The following is a 20,773-nucleotide window of genomic DNA, read 5'->3' as shown; positions in this document are numbered from 1 at the left end:
TGCACTGAACGGGTGCCGTTCCCCGATGCCGAGTTCCCGATGCCGCCGCTCGGCACGGGCATCCACGAGGGAACGGTCGTCGAATGGCTGATCACGCCCGGCGACGCGGTACGCGCCGGTGACGTGGCCGTGATCGTGGACACCGCGAAGGCCGCCGTGGACATCCGCTGCCCGCTCACCGGCACCGTGCGCGAACTGCTGGTACGGGCAGGCGACACGGTCCCACCGGGCACGGCCCTCGCCCGGATCGCCGCGGAACCGGCGCGGCCACCGTTCGCCCATCCCCCGGCGCGGGCACTCGCCGCGCGGCTGGGCGTGGATCTCACCACCGTCCGCGGCACCGGCCGCGACGGCCTGATCACCCGCGCCGATGTCGAGCACGCCGCCGCGCGACCGGGGATCCGGGTATCCCGCTACGCCCGGCGGGTGGCCGCCGACCTCGGTGTCGATCTGTCCACAGTGGCCGGTAGTGGCCCGGGGAACACCGTGCGCATAGCCGATATCCGGGCCGCGGCCGCGCCGGTGGTGATTCGGAACCGGATCGCGGCGCGAGCGCGACGTGAGATCCCGCATTTCTCGCTGTCCGCCACGATCGACCTGCGCCGCGCCACCGCCTGGCTGCGCGAGCGTGACCGGCGGGCGGCCGATCGGCTGGCGCCCGCGGCGCTGTTGCTCAAGGCGACCGCGCTCGCCGCCGCCGAGGTGCCCGCCCTCAACGGGCACTGGATCGACGGCGCCTTCCGGCCGGGCGACGGGGTGCAACTCGGCGTCACCGTGCCGCTGCCCGAAGGCGGTCCGGCCGTCCCGGCGATTCCGGACGCCGATCTGCTGCCGCTCGAGGAACTGCTGCGGCGGCTGCGCGATCTCCGCGGCCGGGCGCGCTCGGGCCGGTTGCGGCTGCCCGAACTCACCTCGGCCACGATCACCGTGACCGATCTGAGCGATCAAGGGGTGGAGTTCGTCCACGGCGTGCTTCACCCGCCGCAGGTGGCGCTGGCCGGTTTCGGCGCGGGCCCGGCGGCCGGCGCGCCGAGCGTCACCGCGACACTGGCGCTCGACCAGCGGGCCGCCGACGCCTCGACCGGCGCCCGGTTCCTGCGCGCCGTGGACGAATGGCTCCAGCGGCCCTACGATCTGTGACACCCAGGACTGGCTCCTAGAGATCCTCCAGGCGCACCAAGCCGTCCTGGATCGCCCGGGCGACCAGGCCCGCCTTGGTCGGCGCCGCGCGCCCGGCGTTGGCGTACTTGATGCGCACCCGGTCGATGTAGCTGCCGACCGTCCGCGCCGACAGCCCCAGCTTCTCGGCGACCATTTCCTTGGACTCGCAGGCGAACCAGTTGACCAGGACGTCGATCTCGCGCGGGCTCAGCCGGGGCCGGTCCGGCCGGTCGTCGATCCCGATCGCCCGTGCCAGCGAAGGTGGGGTGTAGGGCAGGTTCTCGGCCGCGGCACGGATCGCCGCGACCAGGTGGTGCTGGCCCTCGGCCTTGGTGAGGAAGGTGAACGCGCCGATGTCGAGGCAGGTCAGCGCGGTGTCCTTGTCATCGCGCATGGTGTAGACCACTACCTGACGACCGGCGTCGACCAGCCGGCGGAGGTCGGCGTAGGCCGGGGTCTGCCCGGACAGCTGGAGATCGAACACGACGACGTCGGCGCGGTCCCCCGGCCGCACCCACGCGGCGGCCACGCTCGGCCCGGAGTCGAGGATTCGGATCGGCGGATCCGCGGCGGCGCACCAGGCCTCGACCCCGGCGACGATCGCCGGGTGGTCGTCGATGACGACCGCGGTGATCAGTTCTTCGCTCGCCATGTCGCCTCCACCCAGTACCGCCCGTCCGCGGCCAGCCGCGTCACGGCGACGTCGTCGACCGTGCTCGCGATCCGCTCCGGCGGCGGCGCGTCGGTCACCACGCTCACGGTCACCCCGTCCCCCGCGCCGACGACGGTCACCCTGGCCTCGGCCACCGCGGTCACCAGGCTCGTCATGACCGGTTCGGTCAGCGCGCGACGGACCCGCAACGGCAACTCCGGACATTCGCCCCAAGTTCCCAGGGCCACCGTGACTCCCTTGCGCTCGGCCAGATCCACGCACGCGCGCACCTCGTGCAGCAGCCGGTCCGGCACATCGTCGCGTTCGGCGAACAGGCGGCGCATCCGGGCCGCCTCGACCGCGAAGGACTGGCGCACCCGGTCCTCGGCGGGGTCGAGCAAACCGGAGGCCAGCCCGGTCAGCAGGGGTACCGTACTGGTCGCCAGATCGGCGAAACGCGCCCGGCGGTCGCGGTGCAGCTGCCCGGCCACCGCCTCGCGCGTGCGCATCCGTTCCTCGCGCCGGGCGGCCTCGCGGGCGGTGCGGGCGAGCCGGTGCAGGTGCACGGTGGCCAGGGCGACCGCGAGCTGGTAACCCAGCACGATCACGCTCACCATCGCCATGCCGACCAGCGAAGTCCGGTCGGTCGGGCCGACCAGGACGAGCTGGCCGAAGCTGATGGCCAGATGCGCGGCGAGGAAGGCGAGCACCGGGCGCACGCCGCGGTCGGCGAACAGCAGCAGGCCGAACCAGCCGATCGTGCCGTAGGACCACTCCGCCTCCTCGACCAGCAGGGCGGGCGGGACCCCGGTCAACGCGGCGGCCGACGCGGCGAACACCGCGACCAGCAGGAGCCACCGCAACCGGCCCAGCGGCCGGTCCCGCCACTGGAAAACCCCGGCGCATCCGGCCACCGCGCTCAGCAGCACGAACGCCGCGACCTCCAGCCCCGGCGACCGGTAGGCCGCGAAATTGGCCACCAGCAGGGGAAGATCCAGGCCGAACAGCGTGACCAGAGTGATCAGCAGGGTGGCCAGGCGCAGGCCACGCAGCAACCGCGCCACGGTGTCCGCGGTGGACGGCTCATCCACCGCACCACTCCAGCCGGACCCTGGTACCCCGCCCCGGCGCGGCCACGATCGCCGCACGACCGCCGACCTTCGTCATTCGATCCACAATGGACAGAGAGAGTCCCCGGCGATGCGGGGAAACCAGGTCCGGGTTGAAGCCCTTGCCCTGATCTGCGACCTCGACCACGGCCCCGCCGGTGACCCGCTCGAGCCGCAGCGTCGCCGACTCCACCCCGGCGTGCCGCACGACATTCGCCAGCGCCTCGCCGACCGACTGGCACAGCGCGACCGCGGGCGCCGCCGGCAACGGCACCGGGCCGTCGGCCCGCACCTCGACGCTCAGCGGACTCCGCCGCGCCACCCGGCCGACCAGTTCGACCAGGTCAACCTCCCCCACCGGCGCGTCCGGCCGCCCGGCGAGCGCCCGGAGATCCTCCGCCGCCCGCTCGGCCAGCCAGGGTTCCTTCCCGCTCACCATGCCGGTCCCGATGGCCAGCATGGTGGCGGCGACCGTGTCGTGGATCGCGGCGAGATGGGCGCGCTCGTCCGCGCGCCGGGCCGCGGCGATCTCCGCTTCGCGACGGACCCGTTCGCCCCGGGCGGCGCCCCGGTCCGCCGCGCGGGCCGCGGATCGGAGCACCACCCGCAGGCCACGGGACAGCGCCGCTTCGCCCAGCGTCCACAGTCCGATCGGCAACGCGGCCGTCCAGGACGATTCCGCGGCCAGGGCCGAACCGCCCAGGTACGCGGCGATGATCACGGCGGTGGTGGCGAGGCCGCGAACGGGCGTGCTGTGCCACTGGTGCGCGACCGCGGTGATCGACGCCGCGACGAGCACCCAGCCCGTGCTGTTGTTCAGCGCGGACGGTGTCTCGGTCCACGGCGCGGTCAGGCAGACCAGCGCGATCACCCCGGTGTCCGCGGCGAGCACCCAACCGGTCGGCTCGAGCGCCGTGCGCACGCAGTACACCGCGCTCCACAGGTTCAACGACACGACGACCACCACGGCGAACGCGAAGTGCGGCGGCGGGACCACCACCAGGGCGAGCGCGCTCGCCGCGGCCACCACGGCGGTGCGCGACGCGGCCGCGTACTTCCGGCCGAGTCGCTCGAATTCCCGCTCGGCCGGCCCGGTCATCGCGCTCACCCCCTCAAGCACGCTTCGACTGTCCCACCCCTTGTCAGGTTCCCACCCCCATTACGGAAACGGCGACTCCCCCGGCCGCGGTTGTGGGGTGTTCGACCGTCAGCACGCGGCCGTCCCGCGTCCTACCGTGGCGCGGAGGCGAAACTAGGGGGTTGGGGTGTCCCGGATCGAACACGTGGCTCGGCTGGCCGAACAGATGCACTCGTTGAAGTCGCGCACGAATCGCAGTTACGCGTCGCTGGCCCGGCGGATCGGGGTGAGCAGTTCCTCGCTGCACCGCTACTGCCGCGGCGAATCGGTGCCGGACAGCTTCGAGGTGCTCCGCCGCTTCGGCCGGTTGTGCGGCGCCAGCCCGGAGGAGTTCAGCGAGCTGACGCGCAGCTGGGCGCGGGCCAGCGGAAGCGGCGCCCGGATCGGCTAGCGCGCTAGCCTTCGCCGGTGACCACGCGCAGCCGCGGCCGGTAGTCCAGCCGCATGCCGTCGGACAGCCGCGCGAGCCGGCCGTGGAGCTTCTCCCGCACGAGATCCACCGCTTCGGCGATGCTGTCGCCGACCGCGTGTGCCCGTACCGGCAGGCCCTCGATATCCAGGGTCGCGTGCACGGTGATGGGCTGGTCGCCGTCCATCCGCATCAAGGTCACCGTGGCGTGCCGGATCGGCCGGGGCGCGTGGTAGGCGAGCGTGCGCAACGTGCCCTCGGCGTACTCGGCCGCGCGGGCCGGAATCCCCGCGCCGCGCTGCACCTGCACGTCTACCGGGCGGTCGGTACTCGCTTCTGCCATTGGGCCCTCCGGTCGGTCTCGTTCACCCCCGATTCTGGCCGGTGGGAGGGCGCACGGCGTAGGGACCAAAGTCCCACGGAATCGATCTGTCCGGGTGAGGATTCACCTGTCTAGGTCCACTGCGCGAGCACGTCCTCGAAGACGCACCGCAACTGGTTGCGCACCGCGACCACACCGGGCACCGCCTCGGTGAGCCGGGTGACGCGGTCGGCGTCGCTGCGCCGGTCGACGGTTCCGCTCAGCTTGACCACGCCCTGCTGCACCCGCACGGTGACCGCGTCCGGTTTCAGCGGAAGCGCGTCCCGCAGGACGTGCTCGCGGATGTCCCGGCTGATCTCACCGTCCCGCCGCAGATACAGCCGGAGCAGATCGCGGCGGGCCAGCACGCCGACCAGCCGCCCCGACCCGTCGACGACGAACAACCGCCGGTATCCGCCTTCGACCAGCCGCCGTCCGGCCGCCGCGGCCGTTTCCCCGCGAGCGATGGTGTAGATGACCTTCGACATGAGCGTGCCCGCGGTCGGCAGGTCGACCCGCCACCGGAAACTCGACAACCGCACCGAATTGCGCTGGGCCCGCCCGTTGATGAGCAGGTTGGCCTCGGACACCATGCCGATCGGCCGGTAGGCGCCGTCCACCACGGGCACCGCACCGAGTCTGTTGTCCGCCAGCAGCGACACGATCTCCTTGAACGGCACGGAGGGAATGACACTGACAACCGGCTGGGTCATGACGTCGTCGACAACGATGGTGTGCATGGTGAACTCTCCAGGCTGGGCTCGGAACAGCGGTTCCAGGCGAACAGCGTGCACCAATTCCATTTCCCGGGGCAGGGCCGAAAGTCCCGTACTGAATTCCGACAGTTTTCGTCCGAGTTGAACCTCAGGGAATGATCTTGCGTCGCCGCAGGTCGTCGAAGAGTGCACGAAACATCGTTTCGGTCTCAACGTATTCGTGGAAACCGAAACGCCGCGCCTTGGCCCCATCCGCGAACATGTCGTAATCCCACGAGAACACAAAGTCACCGAATGTCCACGAGGACACATCCGCGTACTTCGTCGGCGTCAGGTCGTATTTCTCGACCATCGCGTTCCACAACGATTCCTTGTCCGCCATCACGACATCCAGGGACATCGGCAGCGGCGGGGCGACCGGGAGTTCGAAGTAATCGGCGATCTTCGGCCACATCTCGTTCCACCGGAACAGGTCGCCATTGTTGATGTTGAACGCCTGGTTGGCGCACCGCTCGTCGGTCGCCGCCCAGACGGTCGCCTTGGCGAGCAACCCGGCGTCGGTCATCTCCAGCAGTTTGTCGTACGCGCCCGGTTTTCCGGGAAAGCGCAACGGCAGCCCGAGTTCCCGGGAGATCGACGCGTACACCGCGATCGCCACCACGAGGTTGAGCGGGTTGCCCAGCGCGGTCCCACCCACCACGGACGGCCGGATCGCCGACCAGGTCCAGGCCTTGCCCCGCTGACGCCGTTCCAGGAACTCCTGCTGGTCGACCATGAACTCGGGCGGCATGTGCCCGGCGTCGGTCTCCCGGGCGGGGGTTTTGAACGGGCCCAGGTGCGCGCCGTAGACCTTGTAGCCCTGCATCAGGCTGATGTGCCGCAACCCGGACGCGACCGGCTCGACGGCCTCGACGACGTTGACCAGCATGGCGAGGTTCGGCGGCACCAGTTCGGCCCAGGTCGGGCGATCCTGGTATGCCGCGTAGAAGACATGCGTCACGTGCGTGAGGCCGCCGAGCTTCTCCCGGCAGTCCTCCGGGTCGAGGAGGTCGACCTGGAGGTGGGTGACCCGCTCGCGGTCCGCGCCGCCCCGGCGGGACAGGCCGACGACCGTCCAGTCACCGAGTTCGGCGAGGTGCTCGACGAGGTTGCGGCCGATGACCCCGTTCGCCCCGACGACCAGGGCGACCTTGTGCTCTGCGCTCATGGCGCCGATCTTGCCCCGGCACCTGCCGATGAGTCCAAGTCTTGTTACTCACCGAACCCATCAACGTTGTTCATACCGCCGAACCAGGTCCGCAGGGACGCTTCCAGCCCCTCGCCGTCCCCGGCCCACGCGACGTATCCATCCGGGCGGATCAGCACGGCATCGGCGTCCACCCCGGGCAGTTCGGGCACCGAGATCGCGTCCACCCGATCCGCCCACGGCTTCGCGGTCACCAGGTGGCGCGAATCCACCGAGAACAGCACGCCCCGGCCGGTGCGCAGCAGTTCACTGCTCCAGCGGCGGTCCCCGTCCACCTCGAGTTCCACATCGATCCACCGGGCGCCCAGCATCGGGTGCGGCGGCGCGTCGATCGGGTATCGAATGTCCAAACCGGACACCATTCCGACCAGAAACCGCTGCCCCTGCGGCAGGTCCGCGAGTGTCCGGATGAGCCGGTGCATGGCGCGGGTTTCCGGGGAGGCTTGCGGCGGCAGCATTTGCGCCAGGGTGTTCTCCAGCACGTCGGCGCCCACCGCGTGCCGCTCGGCGTGGTAAGTGTCGAGCAGGCCGTCCGGCGCCCAGCCGCGCATCTCGGCGGCGAGCTTCCAGCCGAGGTTCATCGCGTCCTGGACCCCGAGGTTCAGGCCCTGGCCGCCCGCCGGGAAGTGGATGTGCGCCGCGTCGCCCGCGAGCAGCACCCGGCCCACCCGGTAGCGGTCGACCTGGCGGGTCGCGTTGGTGAACCGGGAGGCCCAGCGCACCTCGGACACCACGGCATCCTCGCCATAGCAGCGCCGGACCGCCGACGCCACCTCCTCGGCGGTCACCGGGTCGTCCCGGCCTTCGGCGCCGCCGTTCAGGTTGCCGTAGGCCAGCCGGAAAACCCCCGGCTCCCCGAGCGGGATCAGACCGCCGAACACCTCGGTGAACCCGTCGTTCCCCGAACCCGCCTTCAGCACGTCGCGCATCGACCGCCAGTGCTTCGGCACGGTGGCCGGGGCGTTCTCGATGACCACGTCGGCCACCAGGGCCACCCGGGAGGCGTCGTGGCCCGGGAAGCCGACGCCGAGCCGCTTGCGCACCGCGCTGCGCCCGCCGTCGCAGCCGGCCAGACAAGCCGCCCGGATCCGCAGCTCACCTTCCGGGGTCCGCACGAGCGCGGTGACTCCGGAGTCGTCCTGGGCGAAGTCCACGAGTTCGTGCCCCCACCGCACCGCCACCCCGTACTCGGCGAGGCGCGCCTCGAGCACCTGCTCGACCCGCGCCTGCGGAATGCCCACCTGATAGGGATGCCGCGTCACGCAGTCCGCGTAGCTCAGCGGGTGCCCGCCGAAGTGCCCGCCGCCGATCGTGGCGATCGCCTGGCTCAGCGCGTCGTCCATCAGTCCCCGCAGGTCGAACACCTCCGCGGTGCGCGGTTGCAGGTTGAGGGCCTTCGACTGACCGCTGCGCGCGGGCAGCTTCTCCAGCACGACCACCTCGACCCCGGCCAGCGCCAGCTCGTTGGCCAGCATCAGGCCGGTGGGCCCGGCACCCGCCACGAGCACACCGGTCTCGATCTCCACCATCGTCACCCCTTAACGTTGTTAAATTACCCGCCGCCCCAGGATGCCCTTAACAACGTTAAGGTGTCAACATGGCACTGAGCAGACAGGACATCGCGCGCGCCGGGCTCCGGCTGCTCAACGACGTCGGGCTGAACGGGCTGACGCTGCGGCTCATCGCCGACGAGCTCGGCGTCAAGGCGCCCGCGCTGTACTGGCATTTCAAGAACAAGGAGCAGCTGCTCGACGAGATGGCGACCCAGATGTACCGGGACGCGCAGCCAGGCCTGGCCGACCCCGGCGAAGGCCAGGACTGGGAGTCCTATCTGAAGGGGCAGGCCTTCGCGATGCGCCGGATGCTGCTGCGGTACCGGGACGGCGCGAAGGTCTTCTCCGGCACCTTCTTCACCGACGAGAAACCGCCGAACGAGACGGCGCTCCTGCTGCTGATCAAGAGCGGTGTCGAGCCCCGGCGCGCGGGCCGCGCGCTGTTCACGCTGTACACGTTCGTCATCGGCTTCACGATCGAAGAGCAGGCCGTGTACCCGGTACCGGGCGATCGCGACAAGCGCTACGACGAGGTGCTCGAACGCCATCGTGCGCAGGCGGACCAAGATTACTACGCGGCGATATCGGGAATGTTCACCGACGACATCGATCACCAGTTCGCGGAGAGCCTGGACATCGTGCTCACCGGGCTCCGGGCTTATCTGGGCGACCCGCGATGACACTCAGCCTGCGGCAGCTCGAGTACCTGGTGACGATCGTGGACGCGGGTTCGTTCACGCGTGCCGCCGAACTGCTGCACGTCACCCAGCCCGCGCTGTCGCATCAGGTGCGCGCGCTGGAACGCGTGGTCGGCGGGCCGTTGCTGGAGCGGCTGCCCCGCGCGGTCCGGCTCACCCCGATGGGCCGCGCGGTGCTCCCGCACGCCCGCGCCGCGCTGGCCGACGCGGACCGGGCCCGCGGCGCGGCACGTGCGGTGTCCGGTCTCGAGTCGGGTGAGCTGCGGCTGGCCACGGTCTACTCGATCAGCCTCGGCGTGCTCCCCGCCGCCCTGCGCGCCTGGCGCCGCGCGCACTGCGGTGTCCACATCAGACTCTTCGAGCACCGGCACGCCGCCGAACTGCGGGCCGCGATGGTCGCGGGCGAAGCGGATCTCGCCGTGGGGCCGGAACCGGCGGACTGGGATGGTCCAATCCGGACACTCGGCGAGGAGGAGTTCGTCGTGGTGCTGCCCGCGGACGAACCGGCCGGGGACACCACCCGGGTGGAGCTGGCCACGCTCGCCGACCGGAGCTGGGTGCACTACGCACCCGGGAACGGCCTCGCCGAGATCGTCGATCAGGCCTGCGCGGCGGCCGGATTCCAGCCCGGCGCGGCGGTGCGCACCGAGCAGACCGCGGCCGCGCCGGCGCTCGCCGCCGCCGGGCTCGGGCCCGCGCTGGTGCCCGCGAACGTCATCCCGGCCCGCTTCGACGGCACCGTCCTGCGCCCGGATCCGCCGGTGCGCCGCGTGCTCACCGCCTACACCCGCGGCGGCCCGGACCCGCTCACCGGCGCCTTCATCGACTGCCTGGCCGACTGCGCCGGTGTGGTCCCGGCCCACATCCGCAGGCGGCTGCGGCTCGACGGCTAGTGGCTCGTCCATTCCGAGCCGACCCGTCGCCACTCGCGTTCCCACGCCCCGTCGCGGATCTTGTCGAGGATCGCCACGCCGAGCCAGTACAGCGCGACCAATGTGGTCACCGTGCCGAGCCAGACCGCGACCGCGAGCCCGACCCCGAAGGCCGACGCGTCGGTGGTGTTCAGCGGCGCTTCCACCGGATCGCCCCGATCGTTCAGCCAGATCGGCACCTGCGCGCCCGCGACCGCGCCGCGCTCGACGACGATCATGCCTTCCCGCTGCTCCCCGCCCACCGGCCAGCGCGCCGGGACCAGCGCGTCGCCGTGCGCCGGGGTGCCGTCCAACCGGGTGGACACGACCGGAGCGTCGGCCAGCAGGACGGCGGTGGCCGGGTGCCGGGTCGCGCGCTGCTCGTTCGCGATCGCCACCTGGCGGGCATAGGCGTCCGAGCCGAGCGAGGCCGCGATCGGGAACGCCAGGACCGCGCCGAGCGCGGTGCACACGAGCAGCGCGGCCTCGATGCGGTCCCAGGGCCGGACCATCGGATTGCGCCCCGGGAACACGCGACGCCACCACCTGCCCCAGTGCGTGGTCATCTCGCTCATCGCGACCGCCTCCGGAAATACTGTGCGCGCTGAATTCGTTTCCGTCCAGCCCCGGTTCCTCCTCTGCCAGGATCGGACCATGCGCGAACTGGTCTACCTGTCCGATCGCAAGCTCCGGCAGTTCCTCGGTGACCGGCGGCGGCGCTGGTGGCAGCGGACCGGGGTCGAAGGCGAACTGAAGATTCCGTTCCTCGGCCAGCTCAAACTGACCCGTGCCGCCGAGGACGCGGAACGGCCCGAACTGGACGAGGTCATCGCCCAAATCGAGGAATCCACCCGCGCGGCGCGCTGGTACGCCGACGAAACCGTCCGGCCCGGCCAGTGGGTGCAGTTCGAGGCGCCGCTCAACTATTCGGCGATGGGAAGGAAATACTTCCACTCCGCGGTGTTGTTTCTGGACAGCGGGCAACAAGACGTCCGGTTGCTGCTGCACGGTTCGCCCGAACACCTGCTGATCGGGCGGGATCGCCGGGTCGCGGTGGATTCCGAACTCGACAAGTTCGCTGAGGGGCTTAACTCGCCCTCCTACGAATACTTCTGGTACTACGTGGCGGGCGGGCGGTACGGCCTCACCTTCCATACCGATCCCCGGGACGCGATCCGAGCGGTATGGGCCGAGGGACCGCAGGGGTTTTCGAAAGGCGACATCCAGTCCGCCCTGCGGTTGACCGTCGATCTGCTCGATGAACGGTTCTCCCCGGTAACCGCCGCGTGGATGGCGGGCTACGCCAGGGTCACCGCGAGCACGACATTGCTCCGGCAACCGGGCACCGACCCGGCGCGCCTGGTCGTGGCCACCCCGCTCTACGTGGAATACGTGCACCCGCCGGAAGCGGACGAGCTTTCGGGGGCGTGAGCGGCTGCCGCCCACGCCCCCGGTTACGCGGCGAGCGCCAGGGCGATGGCGCCGCGGAGGGCGGCGTCCTGGTCGAACTGGGACGCGACCAGTTCCGGTGGGAACGGGACCGCGCTGGCCAGGCGTTCCCGGAGCGCGGGGAGCAGGACGTCCGCCGAGCGGACCAGTCCGCCGCCCACCGCGATCCGCCGCGGATCCACCGCGATCGCCAGGTTCGCCACGTGCACGGCCAGTTCGTCGAGTGCCGCGGTCACCAGTTCCTTCGCGCGGGCGTTCCGTTTCGCCAGGGCGAACAACTCCCCCGCGCTCACCGGGTGACCGAGCAGTTCGGTCGCCCGGCGGCCGAGCCCGCGACCGCCCACCGCCTCCTCGAGCGGCGCCGAGCCGGTGGCGAACCCGCCGGTGTCGCCCGGGCCGAGCAGGTTGTAGCCGATCTCGCCCGCGGCGCCGTTCGCGCCGGTCAGCACCCGGCCGCCCACCAGGACCGCCGCCGCGATCCCGGTGCCGAGCGACAGGAACACCGCCGGATCGGCCCCGGCGAGCGCGCCCCACCGCCACTCCGCGAGCGCGGCGGCCTTGGCGTCCGTCCCGACCTCGATCGGAACGCCGCCGAACTCGGCGGCCACCAGTTCCCGCAGGCGCAGCTTCTCCCAGCCGGGAACGTTCGGGGCCAGCAGGATCCGGTCCGGCAGCACGATGCCGGGGCTGACCACCCCGACCGCGCGGAGCCGGCCACCGCGATGCCCGTCGAGCATCGCGGTGGCCGTGGCCAGGGCCCGGGAAACCACCTGTCCGGCCCCGGCATCGGCGTCGGTGTCCAGCCGTCGCTGGACCAGCACCGTCCCGGTGCGGTCGGCCAGGCCGATCGCCACCTTGGTGCCCCCGAAGTCGATGCCCAGGATCAGTTCGGCTGCGATCACTCCCCGGTTCCGTTCGGCGCGGGCACGGTCAGCTTGCCGGCGTTCCAGCCCGACAGGGTCACCACCGGCGAGGCGCCCCGCAGATCGGCCGCCCGGTAGCTCGCGGTGATGGTCTGCGACTGGCCGGGCCACAGGACGAGGTTGTTGTCGTCCCAGGTGGCGGTCTTCACCTGGTTGTCGCCCGGCAGCTCCTGCCCGCCACCGGTCCCGCGCCGCACGTCCGCGCGCAGGAAGAACCCGACGGTCGGCGTGTTCGACGTGTTCGTGACGGTCACCGTGGTGACGGTGTCCGCCCCGTTCGGCCCCTGGCCCGGCCGCGTGTTCGCGGTGACGTTCACGTTCGCCTTCGCCAGCTTCTGCAGATCCTGCAGGCTGCCGTACTGGGACAGGGTGGCCTGCGGTTTCCCGTAGGTCTTGTCCCAGTCGACGACGTCCGGCTGGGTGGAGCGCCAGTACACGTTGCGGTCGACGACCTTGCCGTTCTGCTTCAGCTGCAGTTCGACGAAGTAGGTCTGCGCCTGCTGCGGCGGGTTGGTGGCCGCCGGGACCTTCGGCTTCAGCACGGCGTTGCGCACGCCTTGGCTCGCCAGGGTGATGCCGTTCGCCGTCTGGTCGTCGAGGACCTTGCCGTTCAGGTCGATCACCCGGGCCTGCACGGACAGGTCGCGCTGCGCCGAACCGGTCAGATTGTCCACGGTGACGGTGTTGTCGTCGTAGGTGAACAACGCGTGCAGCGGCTTGTTCGCCTTCTGCGCGCCGAAGAACGCGCCCGGCTGGTCGCCGTCGTGGTTGAACAGCGACCACAGCAGGGTCGGCCAGCCCTTGTTGAGCTGCCAGTACACGATGCCCGTCGACGGGTTCTGCTTGTCCGTCGAATGCGCGATGAACGCCTCGAACTGCGAACGGACGTTCTCGTAGTTGGCCACCTGCGCCTGCTGCACGAAAGTGTCCAAATCAGACCATTGGCCGTACCGCTTGGCCATCGCCGTGTCGAACGTGTAGAGCGTGCCGAAGGCGTAGCCGCCATGTCCACTTTGGAAGTTGGCGTGGTACTGGTTGTACTCCGGGTCCTTCCAGAGCTTCTCCTGCTCCTCCGGGGAGAGGAACCGCTTGATCGAATCCAGGGTCGGGACGGTGTGTCCCGCGCTCTGCTCGCTGGCGAAGCCCCACGAGCCACCCACATTCGTCCGCGAGGGGTCCTTGGGGTCGAAATGCGTGGTGTCGTACCAGTAGCTCGGCGGGACCCAGTCGTACGGCCCCTCCTTCATGCCCGCTTGGCCCAGGGTCGGCGTCTTCTTGTACTCGGCCGAGGCGATCACCGGGACGTCGAAGTCGGTCTCCGCGAAACCCTTCAGCGTTTCGCTCTCCTGTCGCGGAATCGGTTCGTTGTCGCTCCAGCTGTAGGTGAACACGCTGGGGTGGTTGCGCTCCATCTTGCCGATCCCGACCGCCGACTCGTACAGGATCCGGTAGTCCCGCTCGGTGAGTTTCGCGTCCGGTTCGGGCTGCCACGCGTCGCAGCACATGAATCCGCCGTAGATCAGGATTCCCGCCCGGTCCATCTGGTCGTAGAAGTCCTGCGGCATGTCGTGGCCTTCCAGCCGGATGCCGTTGAGGCCGAGGCTCTTGATCAGCGTGATGTGGTGGGCCACCTCCTCCTTCGAGTACCGGAGGAACAGGTCCGGCGCGTAGCCACCGGCCCGGAACACGATCTCCTTGCCGTTGATGCCGTAGATCCGCGAACCCTCCGGCGCCTGCGGCGACTTCCCGACCAGCCGGGAACTGATGTGCCGGATGCCGAAGGTGTCCTGCGAAGTGGTGGACACCCGCCCGTTCTGCGAAATCGCCGTGCTCAGCGTGTAGAGCGGCTGATCACCCATCGCGTACGGCCACCACAGGCGCGGCTTGGCGATCCGCAACTGAGCGAACTTCTCCGGGGTGAACGCGACCGTCTGCGTGCTGTGCGGGGCGACAGTCACCTTCTGCTTGAGCACGATCGGCCGCCCGCGGTCCGGCGGGGTGATCTTCGCACTCACCTCGGCCCGCTGCGCGCGGTCGGAGTTGTTGGTGACGTCGGTCTTCACGGTCAGCGCGGTCCGGCTGCCGTCCGGCGCGGTGTTCTGCTTGACGTGCGCGTTGCTGCCGGTGAGTTCGTCGGAGACCTGGAGCTTGACCGGGAACATGATGCCGGTGTTGTTGTCCGGCGGGATCTGGCCCCAGTCCACCTGGTCCAGGGTGAACATGGTGAGCGGATTGTTCGGGTACATCTTGATCGCCAGCGAGTTCTTGCCCGGGCGCACCAGTTCGCTGATGTCGAAGGTGCGCGAGGCGAGCGACCCGGACACGGTTTCGCGATCGGCGACGAGCTTCCCGTTCACCCACACGTCGGCCTCGCCGACCACGCCAGGCATCAGCAGTTTGGCGCTCTGGCCCGGTTTGACCTGCGGGGTGAAATCGGTGCGGAACCACCACGGCACCGCGAACCGGGGCACCGTCACCGGGCCTAGTTTGGGCATGTAGCCGAAACACTTGCGCATGTTGTCGGCGTAGAAGACGTCCGGGCATTCGCCGTTCTGCACCAAGGCGTTCAACTCGGTGCCGGGCGCGCCCGCGTCATCCGGTTTGACCGGCAGCCAGCCCCGCGGGGCGAAGTCCGGGCTGGAGACCTGCTCCCCCGGCTGCTTCGCCAGTTCGCTGCTCTGCACCTGCCACCCCTGCGTGCCCAGCGTGATCGGAGCGCGCTGCGGGCCCGCGAACTCCGCGTCCGGGTCGGCCGCGGCCGGTGCTCCGACGGCCACCAACGCGGGTAGCAGGAGCACCGCCGCGCCGAGCGCCAAGCGGGCAATCCTGGGCTTTCTCATCCTTTCACTCCTTCTTCGGCGACGAAGCGTTCTTGGATGTCCTTCTCCCCGAACGGCCAGGTCCGCTCGACCTTGGCCCAGATCGTGAACGCGAAGATCCCGACGACGATCCAGGCGATGGAGAGCCGGATCGACAGCGAGGTCGCGGAATAGTAGATGTAGATCCACCCGGCGAGCGCGATGATCGTCGGCACCGGGAAGAGCCATTGCCGGTACGGCCGTTTGAGGTGCGGCTGGCGCCGGCGCAGCGTCACGATCGCCGCGACCTGGGCGATCGACTGGATGATCACCAGCACCGCGAGCGCCATGTTGATCACGTCGGTCAGCGTGAACAGCGAACCGATCGCGGTGATCAAGCCCATCGCCAGCAGGCCGAAGGTGGGAAAGTGCAGCCGCGGGTGCAGGCGGCCGAACCACGGCAGGAACACCTTGTCCCGCGCCGCCTCGAACGGCACCCGCGAACCGCCGAGCAGACCCGCGAAGACCGAGCCGAACGCGGTGATCACGATGGCCACGGTGAGGATCTTGGCCGCCGTCTCACCCCAGGTCCGTTCGAAGACCAGGGACGCGATCGAACTGGATTCGGTGACCTCCTGCCACGGCACCGCGCCGAGCACGCCGACCTGGAGCAGGAAGTAGAGCGACATGATGCCGAGGATCGAGAACACGATCGCGCGCGGAATCGTCCGGCCCGGATCGCGCACTTCGGCGCCGAGGTAGGCGCTCGTGTTGTAGCCCAGGTAGTCGTAGATCGCGATGATCAGCCCGGCGCCCAGGCCGCTCCAGAACGCGCCGCCGCCCAGGCTGAAGGCGCCCGGGGTGAACGCGAACGCCTGTGCCGCGTCGAAATGGGTGAACGCGGCGACGATCACCGCCAGCACCGAGAACAGCATGACCGCGAACAGGACCGTGGTGAGCTTGCCGATCTGGCCGATCTTGCGGTACAGCGCCAGCACGACGAGCGCCACCACGGCGATGCCGATCGCGTGGCCGAGGAAGGTGGTGTGGCCGTCCGCGTCCACCACGCCGGGCACCAGGTAGCCGAGGTAGGTGACCAGGCCGATCACCCCGGTCGACATGATCAGCGGGATGAACAGCACCGCGCTCCACGCGAACAGGAACGGCATCAGCCGGCCCGTCCGGTACTGGAACGCCTCGCGCAGATACAGATAGGTGCCCCCGGCGCCGGGCATCGCGGCGCCCAGTTCGGCCCAGATGAGCCCGTCGGCCAGCGCGATGATCGCGCCGATGATCCAACCGAACATGGCCTGCGGGCCTTGCACGGTGGCGACCATCGCCGGGATCGTCACGAACGGGCCGATACCGCACATCTGCGTCATGTTGATCGCGGTTGCTTGCAGGGGACCGATTCGCCGCTCGAAACCGGGTGGGTCGGTTCCGGCGCCGGATCCACCGGATCGGGTGGTTGAAGTCACGGCACGCCTCCGTCGGATAGTTAGTAAAGTTTCTTAACATATGAGCCGCCTCACCGGAAGGGGCGGCACGTAAACTGAGGTGAAGTCGGGGCGAAGGCGGGCAAGGATGAGCGTGGACAGGTCACCGCAGGTGGGGACACCCGCGAACATGCGGGAACTGAACCAGCGGGTGGTACTGGAGCGGTTGCGCGCACAGGGTTCGGCCACCCGGCCGCAGATCGCCACCGACACCGGGCTGTCCAAGCCGACCGTCGGCCAGGCGCTGCTCGATCTGGAGCAGCACGGCCTGGTGCGCACCGCGGGGCGCACGCTCGCCGGGCCGGGCCGGTCGGCGGTGGTCTACGAGGTGAACCCGTCCGCGGGGCACGTGCTGGGCATCGACATCGGGCGGCAGCTGATCCGGGTCGCGGTCGCCGATCTGACCGGCAGCGTGGTGTCGCGGCTGGACGAGAAGAACCGCGCGCGGTCGGCGGGCGCGTTGATGCGGACCGTGCGCGAGGGCGCGGAGCACGCGGTGACCGAGGCCGGGCTGCGGCTGGACGACGTGGTGGCCACCGTGGTCGGGACGCCCGGTGTGCCGGACACCCGATCGGCCACCTTGCAGCAGGCGCCGAACCTGCCCGGCTGGGAACGCAAGGGCCTGCTGAACGAGCTGAAAACCGTGCTGGGCACCGATCTCGTGGTGGAGAACGACGCGAACCTGTCCGCGGTCGGCGAGCACGAGGCCGGGGCCGCGCGCGGCGCCGACGTGTTCGTCTGCGCGACGGTCGGCACCGGCATCGGGATGGGCATCGTCGTCAACGGCGCGCTGTTCCGCGGCGCGCACGGGGCGGCCGGTGAGGTCGGGTACCTGCCCTACGGCTGGCCGACCGGCGGGCTGCCGGACTTCGACTTCACCCGGCCGCGCCAGGGCATGCTGGAATCCGCGGCGGCGGCGCAGTCGGTGGTGGCGAGCGCCCAGGCGCACGGGCTGGCCAAGGTCCGCACGGCCAAGGACGTCTTCCGGCTCGCGCGGGAAGGCGACGAACGCGCGCTGCGCGTGGTCGAGGAGGAGGCGACCCGGCTCGCGTTCATGGTGTGCTCGGTGACCGCGGTCATCGACCCGGAACTGGTGGTGATCAGCGGCGGAATCGGCAAGAACACCGATCTGCTCTCCGAACCGCTGGAACGCGCGCTGGCGAAGGCATCCCCGTGGCGGCCCCGGATCGTCCCGGGCGAACTCGGCGAGGAGGCGGCGCTGACCGGCGCGATCGCGACCGCCCTGCACACCGCGCGCGACGTCGTCTTCCACCGCCGCGGCCGAGCGGGCTAACCGAGCGACTCCCGCACCGCGGCGACCAGCGAGGCGGCGCGGTCGTCGTCGGGATCCTGGCGGATCCGGTTCGTCACGTACCCGAAAGTGCTGCCGCTTTCCGGATCGGCGAAGCCGAGGGCGCCGCCGCGGCCGGGATGCCCGAAACTCGCCGGGCCGCCGAGTGCTTCGGTCTCGGTCGGCAGCATGAAACCGGAAGCGAACCGGGTCGGCAGGAGCATCACCAGATCGGTTCCGGCGGCCTGCTCGGCGGTCGCCGCGGTCAGCGTCTCCGGTGTGAGCACCCGGACGCCGTCGACCTCCCCGAGCAGCGCGGCGTAGAGGCGCGCGAGCGAGCGCGCGGTGCAGATTCCGTTGCTGGACGGCAGTTCCGCCGCCTGCACCGCGGGATCGGTGAAGTCGATGTCCGGGTCGGTGACGCCGAAGGTCCGGTTCATCAGCGAATTCGGATCCTGCGCCGCGGCGACGAGCGAGCGGTACTCCTCGGGCACCTGCGCGAGCGGGATCGCGGAGATGTCGGCGCCCGGCGGATCGAAGATCAGGCGGCTCACCCGGTCCCGTTCCGCGGCGGGCAGACCGATGAAGAAGTCGAGCCCCAGCGGCGCGGCGATCTCCTCGGCGAAGAACCTTCCCGGGCTGCGCCCCGAGACCCGGCGGATCACCTCGCCGACCAGCCAGCCGAACGTCCGGCCGTGGTACCCGTGCGCGGTTCCCGGTTCCCAGGCCGGGCGCTGCGCGGCGAGCGCGGTGACCATCGGATCCCAGGCCAGCGCGTCCGCCAGCGGGACCGGCGTGTCGAGCGCGCACAGCCCCGCCTGGTGCGACAGCAGCCACCGCACCGGGATCTCCGCCTTGCCTTCGGCGGCGAACTCCGGCCAGTACTCGGCCACCGGCGCGTCCAGGTCCAGCGCGCCGCGCTGGGCGAGCAGGTGCGCGCTGATCGTCGCGGCCGCCTTGGTGGCCGAGTAGACGAGCACCAGGCTCTCCGGCGCCCAGACGCGCCCGGTTTCCGGATCGGCCACCCCGCCCCACAGGTCCACGACCTTGCGGCCCCGGTGGTAGACGCTGACCGCGGCGCCCACGTCGCCGCCGTGCTCGAAGTTCGCCGCGAACGCGGCCCGCACCGGTTCGAACCCGGGAGCCACCTCGCCGTCGATCACCGCCATGCGCTCATTCCAGCACATCCCAGCCGTAGCGTTCGGCCGGATTCGTCACCAGCACGCGGGTGCGGAGCTCCGCGTCGCCGAGCCAGTCGTCCAGTACCGCGGCGTGTTCCGCGGCGGTCGGCACCGGGCCCGGCGGGGCCACGTACGGCCAGTCCGACCCCCACAGCACGCGGTCCGGCGCCGCGGCCAGCACCGCTTCGACCCGGTCCCGCAGCAGCCGGGCCGCCGCGGCCTCGGGCATGCCCGGGGCGAGCCGGTACGCGCCGGACAAGGTCACCCAGCACGGCCCCGCGGCGAGCAGTTCGAGCAGCAGGCCGGTCCCCCGCTCCCCGGCCGGGATGTTGCCTAGGTGGTCGAGCACGATCGGTGTGGTCGCGGTTTCCAGCACCGACCGCACCACCGCCGCGTGTTCGGCGAGATCGGTCCACACCTCCACGTGCCAGCCGCGTCCGGCGACCCGGCGGGCGATCTCGGGCAGCTCGGCGATCGGCTGTCCCCCGGCCAGCCGGTCCTGCACCCGGCAGCCGCGCACCCCGGCCGCGTGCAGCTCGTCCAGTGTGTCATCGTCCACATCGGACGGAACGACGGCGACCCCGCGCAGCCGGTCCGGATGCGCGCGCAGGGCGGCCAGCAGTTCGGTGTGGTCGGAGCCGTAGACGCTCGGGTTGACCAGCACCCCGCGGGCGAATCCGAGCGCGTCCAGATGCGCCAGGAAGTCCGCGACCGGCGCGGCGAACGGCCGGTACGCCGCACCGGCGATGCCGTTCCCGCCCGCGGACAGCACGTGGGCGTGCGCATCGACCGCGCCCGCGCTTGCCTCGATCATGGGGCCTTCCTAGCAGAAGGCGGCCTCAGGCCTCGGCGCCGTGTGCCCGCAACAGCAGAACGCCCAGCTCGCGCGCTCGCGCGGCGGCCCGGCGGTCGCCTTCGAGGGCGGCGACGATGGCGCCCTTCATCAGCAGGTGCCACTGGTGCGCGACCTCGCCCGCCTCGGCGACGCCCGCCTCCGCGGCGAGTTCCTCCAGGAACAGCCGGATCTCGCCGAGGTGGCGCACGCACGCCTGCCGGACCTCGCTGCCGGCGTCGCTCTCCAGCAGCACCCGGATGAACGCGCAGCCCTCGAAATCGGGAGACGCGAACCAGTCGCCGAGCAGATCGAACACCGCCAGCAGGCGTTCGGCGGGCCGCTGCGCGAGCCGTTCGGTTCCGGCGCGCAACCAATCACGAGTCCACAGTTCCGCGCGCCGTTCGAGCACGGCGAGGATGAGCGCGTCCTTGGACGAGAAGTTGCGGTACAGCGTCATCTTGGCGATGCCGGCCCGGGCGATCACCGTGTCGACGCCGACCGCGCGGGTGCCCTCGCGGCTGAAGAGTTCGTAGGCCGCCCGGATCGCGCGTTCGCGGCCGCTGCCCGGGCCGGATCGCGAGTGCTGGCTTCGCAGGTCGGACATGTGCGCCATTCCAGAGAAGTTATGCGCGCAATAGTGCCACACGAACCGGTTTTCGGGACCGCTCGTTTTTCATCTTCGCCATACCTCGCACGGATACGATCAGCTGATGACGCCGCAGCCGCTGACTACGCCCACCCGGGCGTTGCCCGTGCTCGGGCTCGGTGCCCTGATCGGTGGCACCACGTAACTAGTCAGGTCCGCTGTCGGGTGGTGGTCGTCGTGCTGCGATGATCGGCATGTGG

At 70.7% G+C, this 20,773-nt stretch carries 20 protein-coding genes; 6 read left to right on the top strand and 14 right to left on the bottom strand.

Going from position 1 to position 20,773, the window contains the following annotated elements; translation table 11 throughout:
* Positions 1-12 precede the first annotated feature (12 nt).
* Positions 13-1,140: a 2-oxo acid dehydrogenase subunit E2 gene (locus FXO23_RS46435; protein ID WP_246258503.1), complete on the top strand. Its 1,128-nt coding sequence runs from the start codon at positions 13-15 to the stop codon at positions 1,138-1,140.
* A 16-nt stretch (positions 1,141-1,156) separates the two neighbouring features.
* Here FXO23_RS46435 and FXO23_RS46430 read toward each other — a convergent pair whose 3' ends face one another.
* From FXO23_RS46430 to FXO23_RS46420, 3 genes are read right to left on the bottom strand one after another with little or no spacing between them, the layout of a single operon-like run.
* Complete coding sequence (locus tag FXO23_RS46430; RefSeq protein WP_158894850.1) at positions 1,157-1,813, bottom strand: response regulator; 657 nt, start codon at positions 1,811-1,813, stop codon at positions 1,157-1,159.
* On the bottom strand, positions 1,795-2,904 hold the full coding sequence (locus tag FXO23_RS46425; RefSeq protein WP_158894847.1) for a hypothetical protein: 1,110 nt from the start codon (positions 2,902-2,904) through the stop codon (positions 1,795-1,797). Before FXO23_RS46425 ends, FXO23_RS46430 begins: the two co-directional genes overlap by 19 nt.
* The gene (locus tag FXO23_RS46420; protein WP_158894844.1) at positions 2,897-4,021 is read right to left on the bottom strand and encodes a sensor histidine kinase; all 1,125 of its coding nucleotides are present in this window, start codon (positions 4,019-4,021) and stop codon (positions 2,897-2,899) included. Before FXO23_RS46420 ends, FXO23_RS46425 begins: the two co-directional genes overlap by 8 nt.
* Positions 4,022-4,187: 166 nt before the next feature.
* Here FXO23_RS46420 and FXO23_RS46415 point away from each other — a divergent pair, with 166 nt between their 5' ends.
* A complete protein-coding gene (locus FXO23_RS46415; protein ID WP_218952377.1) occupies positions 4,188-4,451 on the top strand; it encodes a helix-turn-helix domain-containing protein in 264 nt (87 codons plus the stop codon).
* A 4-nt stretch (positions 4,452-4,455) separates the two neighbouring features.
* On the opposite strand, the gene FXO23_RS46410 is transcribed toward FXO23_RS46415, so the two are convergent.
* The 4 genes from FXO23_RS46410 to FXO23_RS46395 form a co-directional block, all read right to left on the bottom strand.
* Positions 4,456-4,812, bottom strand: a complete 357-nt coding sequence (locus FXO23_RS46410) for an HPF/RaiA family ribosome-associated protein (RefSeq protein ID WP_158894841.1) — start codon at positions 4,810-4,812, stop codon at positions 4,456-4,458.
* A gap of 110 nt (positions 4,813-4,922) precedes the next feature.
* Entirely contained in the window at positions 4,923-5,570 is a 648-nt protein-coding gene (locus FXO23_RS46405) for a CBS domain-containing protein (protein WP_158894838.1), read from the bottom strand.
* A 124-nt stretch (positions 5,571-5,694) separates the two neighbouring features.
* Positions 5,695-6,753, bottom strand: a complete 1,059-nt coding sequence (locus FXO23_RS46400) for an SDR family oxidoreductase (protein ID WP_158894835.1) — start codon at positions 6,751-6,753, stop codon at positions 5,695-5,697.
* A 44-nt stretch (positions 6,754-6,797) separates the two neighbouring features.
* Positions 6,798-8,321 carry an FAD-dependent monooxygenase gene (locus FXO23_RS46395; protein ID WP_158894833.1) on the bottom strand — a complete coding sequence of 508 codons (1,524 nt, stop codon included), beginning with the start codon at positions 8,319-8,321 and terminating at the stop codon, positions 6,798-6,800.
* Between the two features lie 68 nt (positions 8,322-8,389).
* On the opposite strand from FXO23_RS46395, the gene FXO23_RS46390 reads away from it, so the two are divergent.
* Both FXO23_RS46390 and FXO23_RS46385 read left to right on the top strand, forming a co-directional pair.
* The gene (locus FXO23_RS46390) at positions 8,390-9,025 is read left to right on the top strand and encodes a TetR/AcrR family transcriptional regulator C-terminal domain-containing protein (RefSeq protein WP_158894830.1); all 636 of its coding nucleotides are present in this window, start codon (positions 8,390-8,392) and stop codon (positions 9,023-9,025) included.
* Positions 9,022-9,936, top strand: coding sequence for a LysR family transcriptional regulator (locus tag FXO23_RS46385; protein ID WP_158894827.1), 915 nt, complete (start codon positions 9,022-9,024; stop codon positions 9,934-9,936). Before FXO23_RS46390 ends, FXO23_RS46385 begins: the two co-directional genes overlap by 4 nt.
* On the opposite strand, the gene FXO23_RS46380 is transcribed toward FXO23_RS46385, so the two are convergent.
* Positions 9,933-10,529, bottom strand: a complete 597-nt coding sequence (locus tag FXO23_RS46380; protein WP_158894825.1) for an Rv1733c family protein — start codon at positions 10,527-10,529, stop codon at positions 9,933-9,935. The two genes, FXO23_RS46385 and FXO23_RS46380, sit on opposite strands and share 4 nt — an antisense overlap.
* Before the next feature lie 79 nt (positions 10,530-10,608).
* Here FXO23_RS46380 and FXO23_RS46375 point away from each other — a divergent pair, with 79 nt between their 5' ends.
* Complete coding sequence (locus FXO23_RS46375; RefSeq protein WP_158894822.1) at positions 10,609-11,385, top strand: SAVMC3_10250 family protein; 777 nt, start codon at positions 10,609-10,611, stop codon at positions 11,383-11,385.
* Positions 11,386-11,408: 23 nt separating this feature from the next.
* Here the strand turns inward: FXO23_RS46375 and FXO23_RS46370 are convergent, their stop codons facing one another.
* From FXO23_RS46370 to FXO23_RS46360, 3 genes are read right to left on the bottom strand one after another with little or no spacing between them, the layout of a single operon-like run.
* Positions 11,409-12,305, bottom strand: coding sequence for an ROK family protein (locus FXO23_RS46370; RefSeq protein WP_179957067.1), 897 nt, complete (start codon positions 12,303-12,305; stop codon positions 11,409-11,411).
* Complete coding sequence (locus tag FXO23_RS46365; RefSeq protein WP_158894819.1) at positions 12,302-15,166, bottom strand: glycosyl hydrolase 2 galactose-binding domain-containing protein; 2,865 nt, start codon at positions 15,164-15,166, stop codon at positions 12,302-12,304. Before FXO23_RS46365 ends, FXO23_RS46370 begins: the two co-directional genes overlap by 4 nt.
* The gene (locus FXO23_RS46360) at positions 15,163-16,602 is read right to left on the bottom strand and encodes an APC family permease (RefSeq protein WP_158894816.1); all 1,440 of its coding nucleotides are present in this window, start codon (positions 16,600-16,602) and stop codon (positions 15,163-15,165) included. The genes FXO23_RS46365 and FXO23_RS46360 overlap by 4 nt, the downstream gene beginning before the upstream one ends.
* Positions 16,603-16,708: 106 nt before the next feature.
* Here FXO23_RS46360 and FXO23_RS46355 point away from each other — a divergent pair, with 106 nt between their 5' ends.
* Positions 16,709-17,914 (top strand): ROK family transcriptional regulator, encoded by a 1,206-nt coding sequence (locus tag FXO23_RS46355; protein ID WP_158894813.1) that lies wholly within the window; start codon positions 16,709-16,711, stop codon positions 17,912-17,914.
* On the opposite strand, the gene FXO23_RS46350 is transcribed toward FXO23_RS46355, so the two are convergent.
* From FXO23_RS46350 to FXO23_RS46340, 3 genes are read right to left on the bottom strand one after another with little or no spacing between them, the layout of a single operon-like run.
* Positions 17,911-19,080: a serine hydrolase domain-containing protein gene (locus tag FXO23_RS46350; protein ID WP_158894810.1), complete on the bottom strand. Its 1,170-nt coding sequence runs from the start codon at positions 19,078-19,080 to the stop codon at positions 17,911-17,913. The genes FXO23_RS46355 and FXO23_RS46350 overlap by 4 nt on opposite strands.
* 4 nt (positions 19,081-19,084) lie before the next feature.
* A complete protein-coding gene (locus tag FXO23_RS46345) occupies positions 19,085-19,906 on the bottom strand; it encodes an amidohydrolase family protein (protein WP_158894808.1) in 822 nt (273 codons plus the stop codon).
* Between the two features lie 25 nt (positions 19,907-19,931).
* Positions 19,932-20,531, bottom strand: coding sequence for a TetR/AcrR family transcriptional regulator (locus FXO23_RS46340; RefSeq protein ID WP_158894805.1), 600 nt, complete (start codon positions 20,529-20,531; stop codon positions 19,932-19,934).
* Positions 20,532-20,773 lie beyond the last annotated feature (242 nt).

Origin of the sequence: Amycolatopsis anabasis (assembly GCF_009765355.1) — a bacterium.
Taxonomy (GTDB): Bacteria; Actinomycetota; Actinomycetes; order Mycobacteriales; family Pseudonocardiaceae; genus Amycolatopsis; species Amycolatopsis anabasis.
Note: the sequence above shows the minus strand (reverse complement) of the source record. Positions and strands in the feature narration are given on the sequence as shown.

Bases quoted from the DNA above. Each gene is read 5' to 3' on its own strand.
- FXO23_RS46430 (WP_158894850.1), bottom strand. From the start codon at position 1,813: ATGGCGAGCGAAGAACTGATCACCGCGGTCGTCATCGACGACCACCCG.
- FXO23_RS46420 (WP_158894844.1), bottom strand. From the start codon at position 4,021: ATGACCGGGCCGGCCGAGCGGGAATTCGAGCGACTCGGCCGGAAGTAC.
- FXO23_RS46410 (WP_158894841.1), bottom strand. From the start codon at position 4,812: ATGGCAGAAGCGAGTACCGACCGCCCGGTAGACGTGCAGGTGCAGCGC.
- FXO23_RS46405 (WP_158894838.1), bottom strand. From the start codon at position 5,570: ATGCACACCATCGTTGTCGACGACGTCATGACCCAGCCGGTTGTCAGT.
- FXO23_RS46400 (WP_158894835.1), bottom strand. From the start codon at position 6,753: ATGAGCGCAGAGCACAAGGTCGCCCTGGTCGTCGGGGCGAACGGGGTC.
- FXO23_RS46395 (WP_158894833.1), bottom strand. From the start codon at position 8,321: ATGGTGGAGATCGAGACCGGTGTGCTCGTGGCGGGTGCCGGGCCCACC.
- FXO23_RS46390 (WP_158894830.1), top strand. From the start codon at position 8,390: ATGGCACTGAGCAGACAGGACATCGCGCGCGCCGGGCTCCGGCTGCTC.
- FXO23_RS46385 (WP_158894827.1), top strand. From the start codon at position 9,022: ATGACACTCAGCCTGCGGCAGCTCGAGTACCTGGTGACGATCGTGGAC.
- FXO23_RS46380 (WP_158894825.1), bottom strand. From the start codon at position 10,529: ATGAGCGAGATGACCACGCACTGGGGCAGGTGGTGGCGTCGCGTGTTC.
- FXO23_RS46375 (WP_158894822.1), top strand. From the start codon at position 10,609: ATGCGCGAACTGGTCTACCTGTCCGATCGCAAGCTCCGGCAGTTCCTC.
- FXO23_RS46365 (WP_158894819.1), bottom strand. From the start codon at position 15,166: ATGAGAAAGCCCAGGATTGCCCGCTTGGCGCTCGGCGCGGCGGTGCTC.
- FXO23_RS46355 (WP_158894813.1), top strand. From the start codon at position 16,709: ATGAGCGTGGACAGGTCACCGCAGGTGGGGACACCCGCGAACATGCGG.
- FXO23_RS46350 (WP_158894810.1), bottom strand. From the start codon at position 19,080: ATGGCGGTGATCGACGGCGAGGTGGCTCCCGGGTTCGAACCGGTGCGG.
- FXO23_RS46345 (WP_158894808.1), bottom strand. From the start codon at position 19,906: ATGATCGAGGCAAGCGCGGGCGCGGTCGATGCGCACGCCCACGTGCTG.
- FXO23_RS46340 (WP_158894805.1), bottom strand. From the start codon at position 20,531: ATGTCCGACCTGCGAAGCCAGCACTCGCGATCCGGCCCGGGCAGCGGC.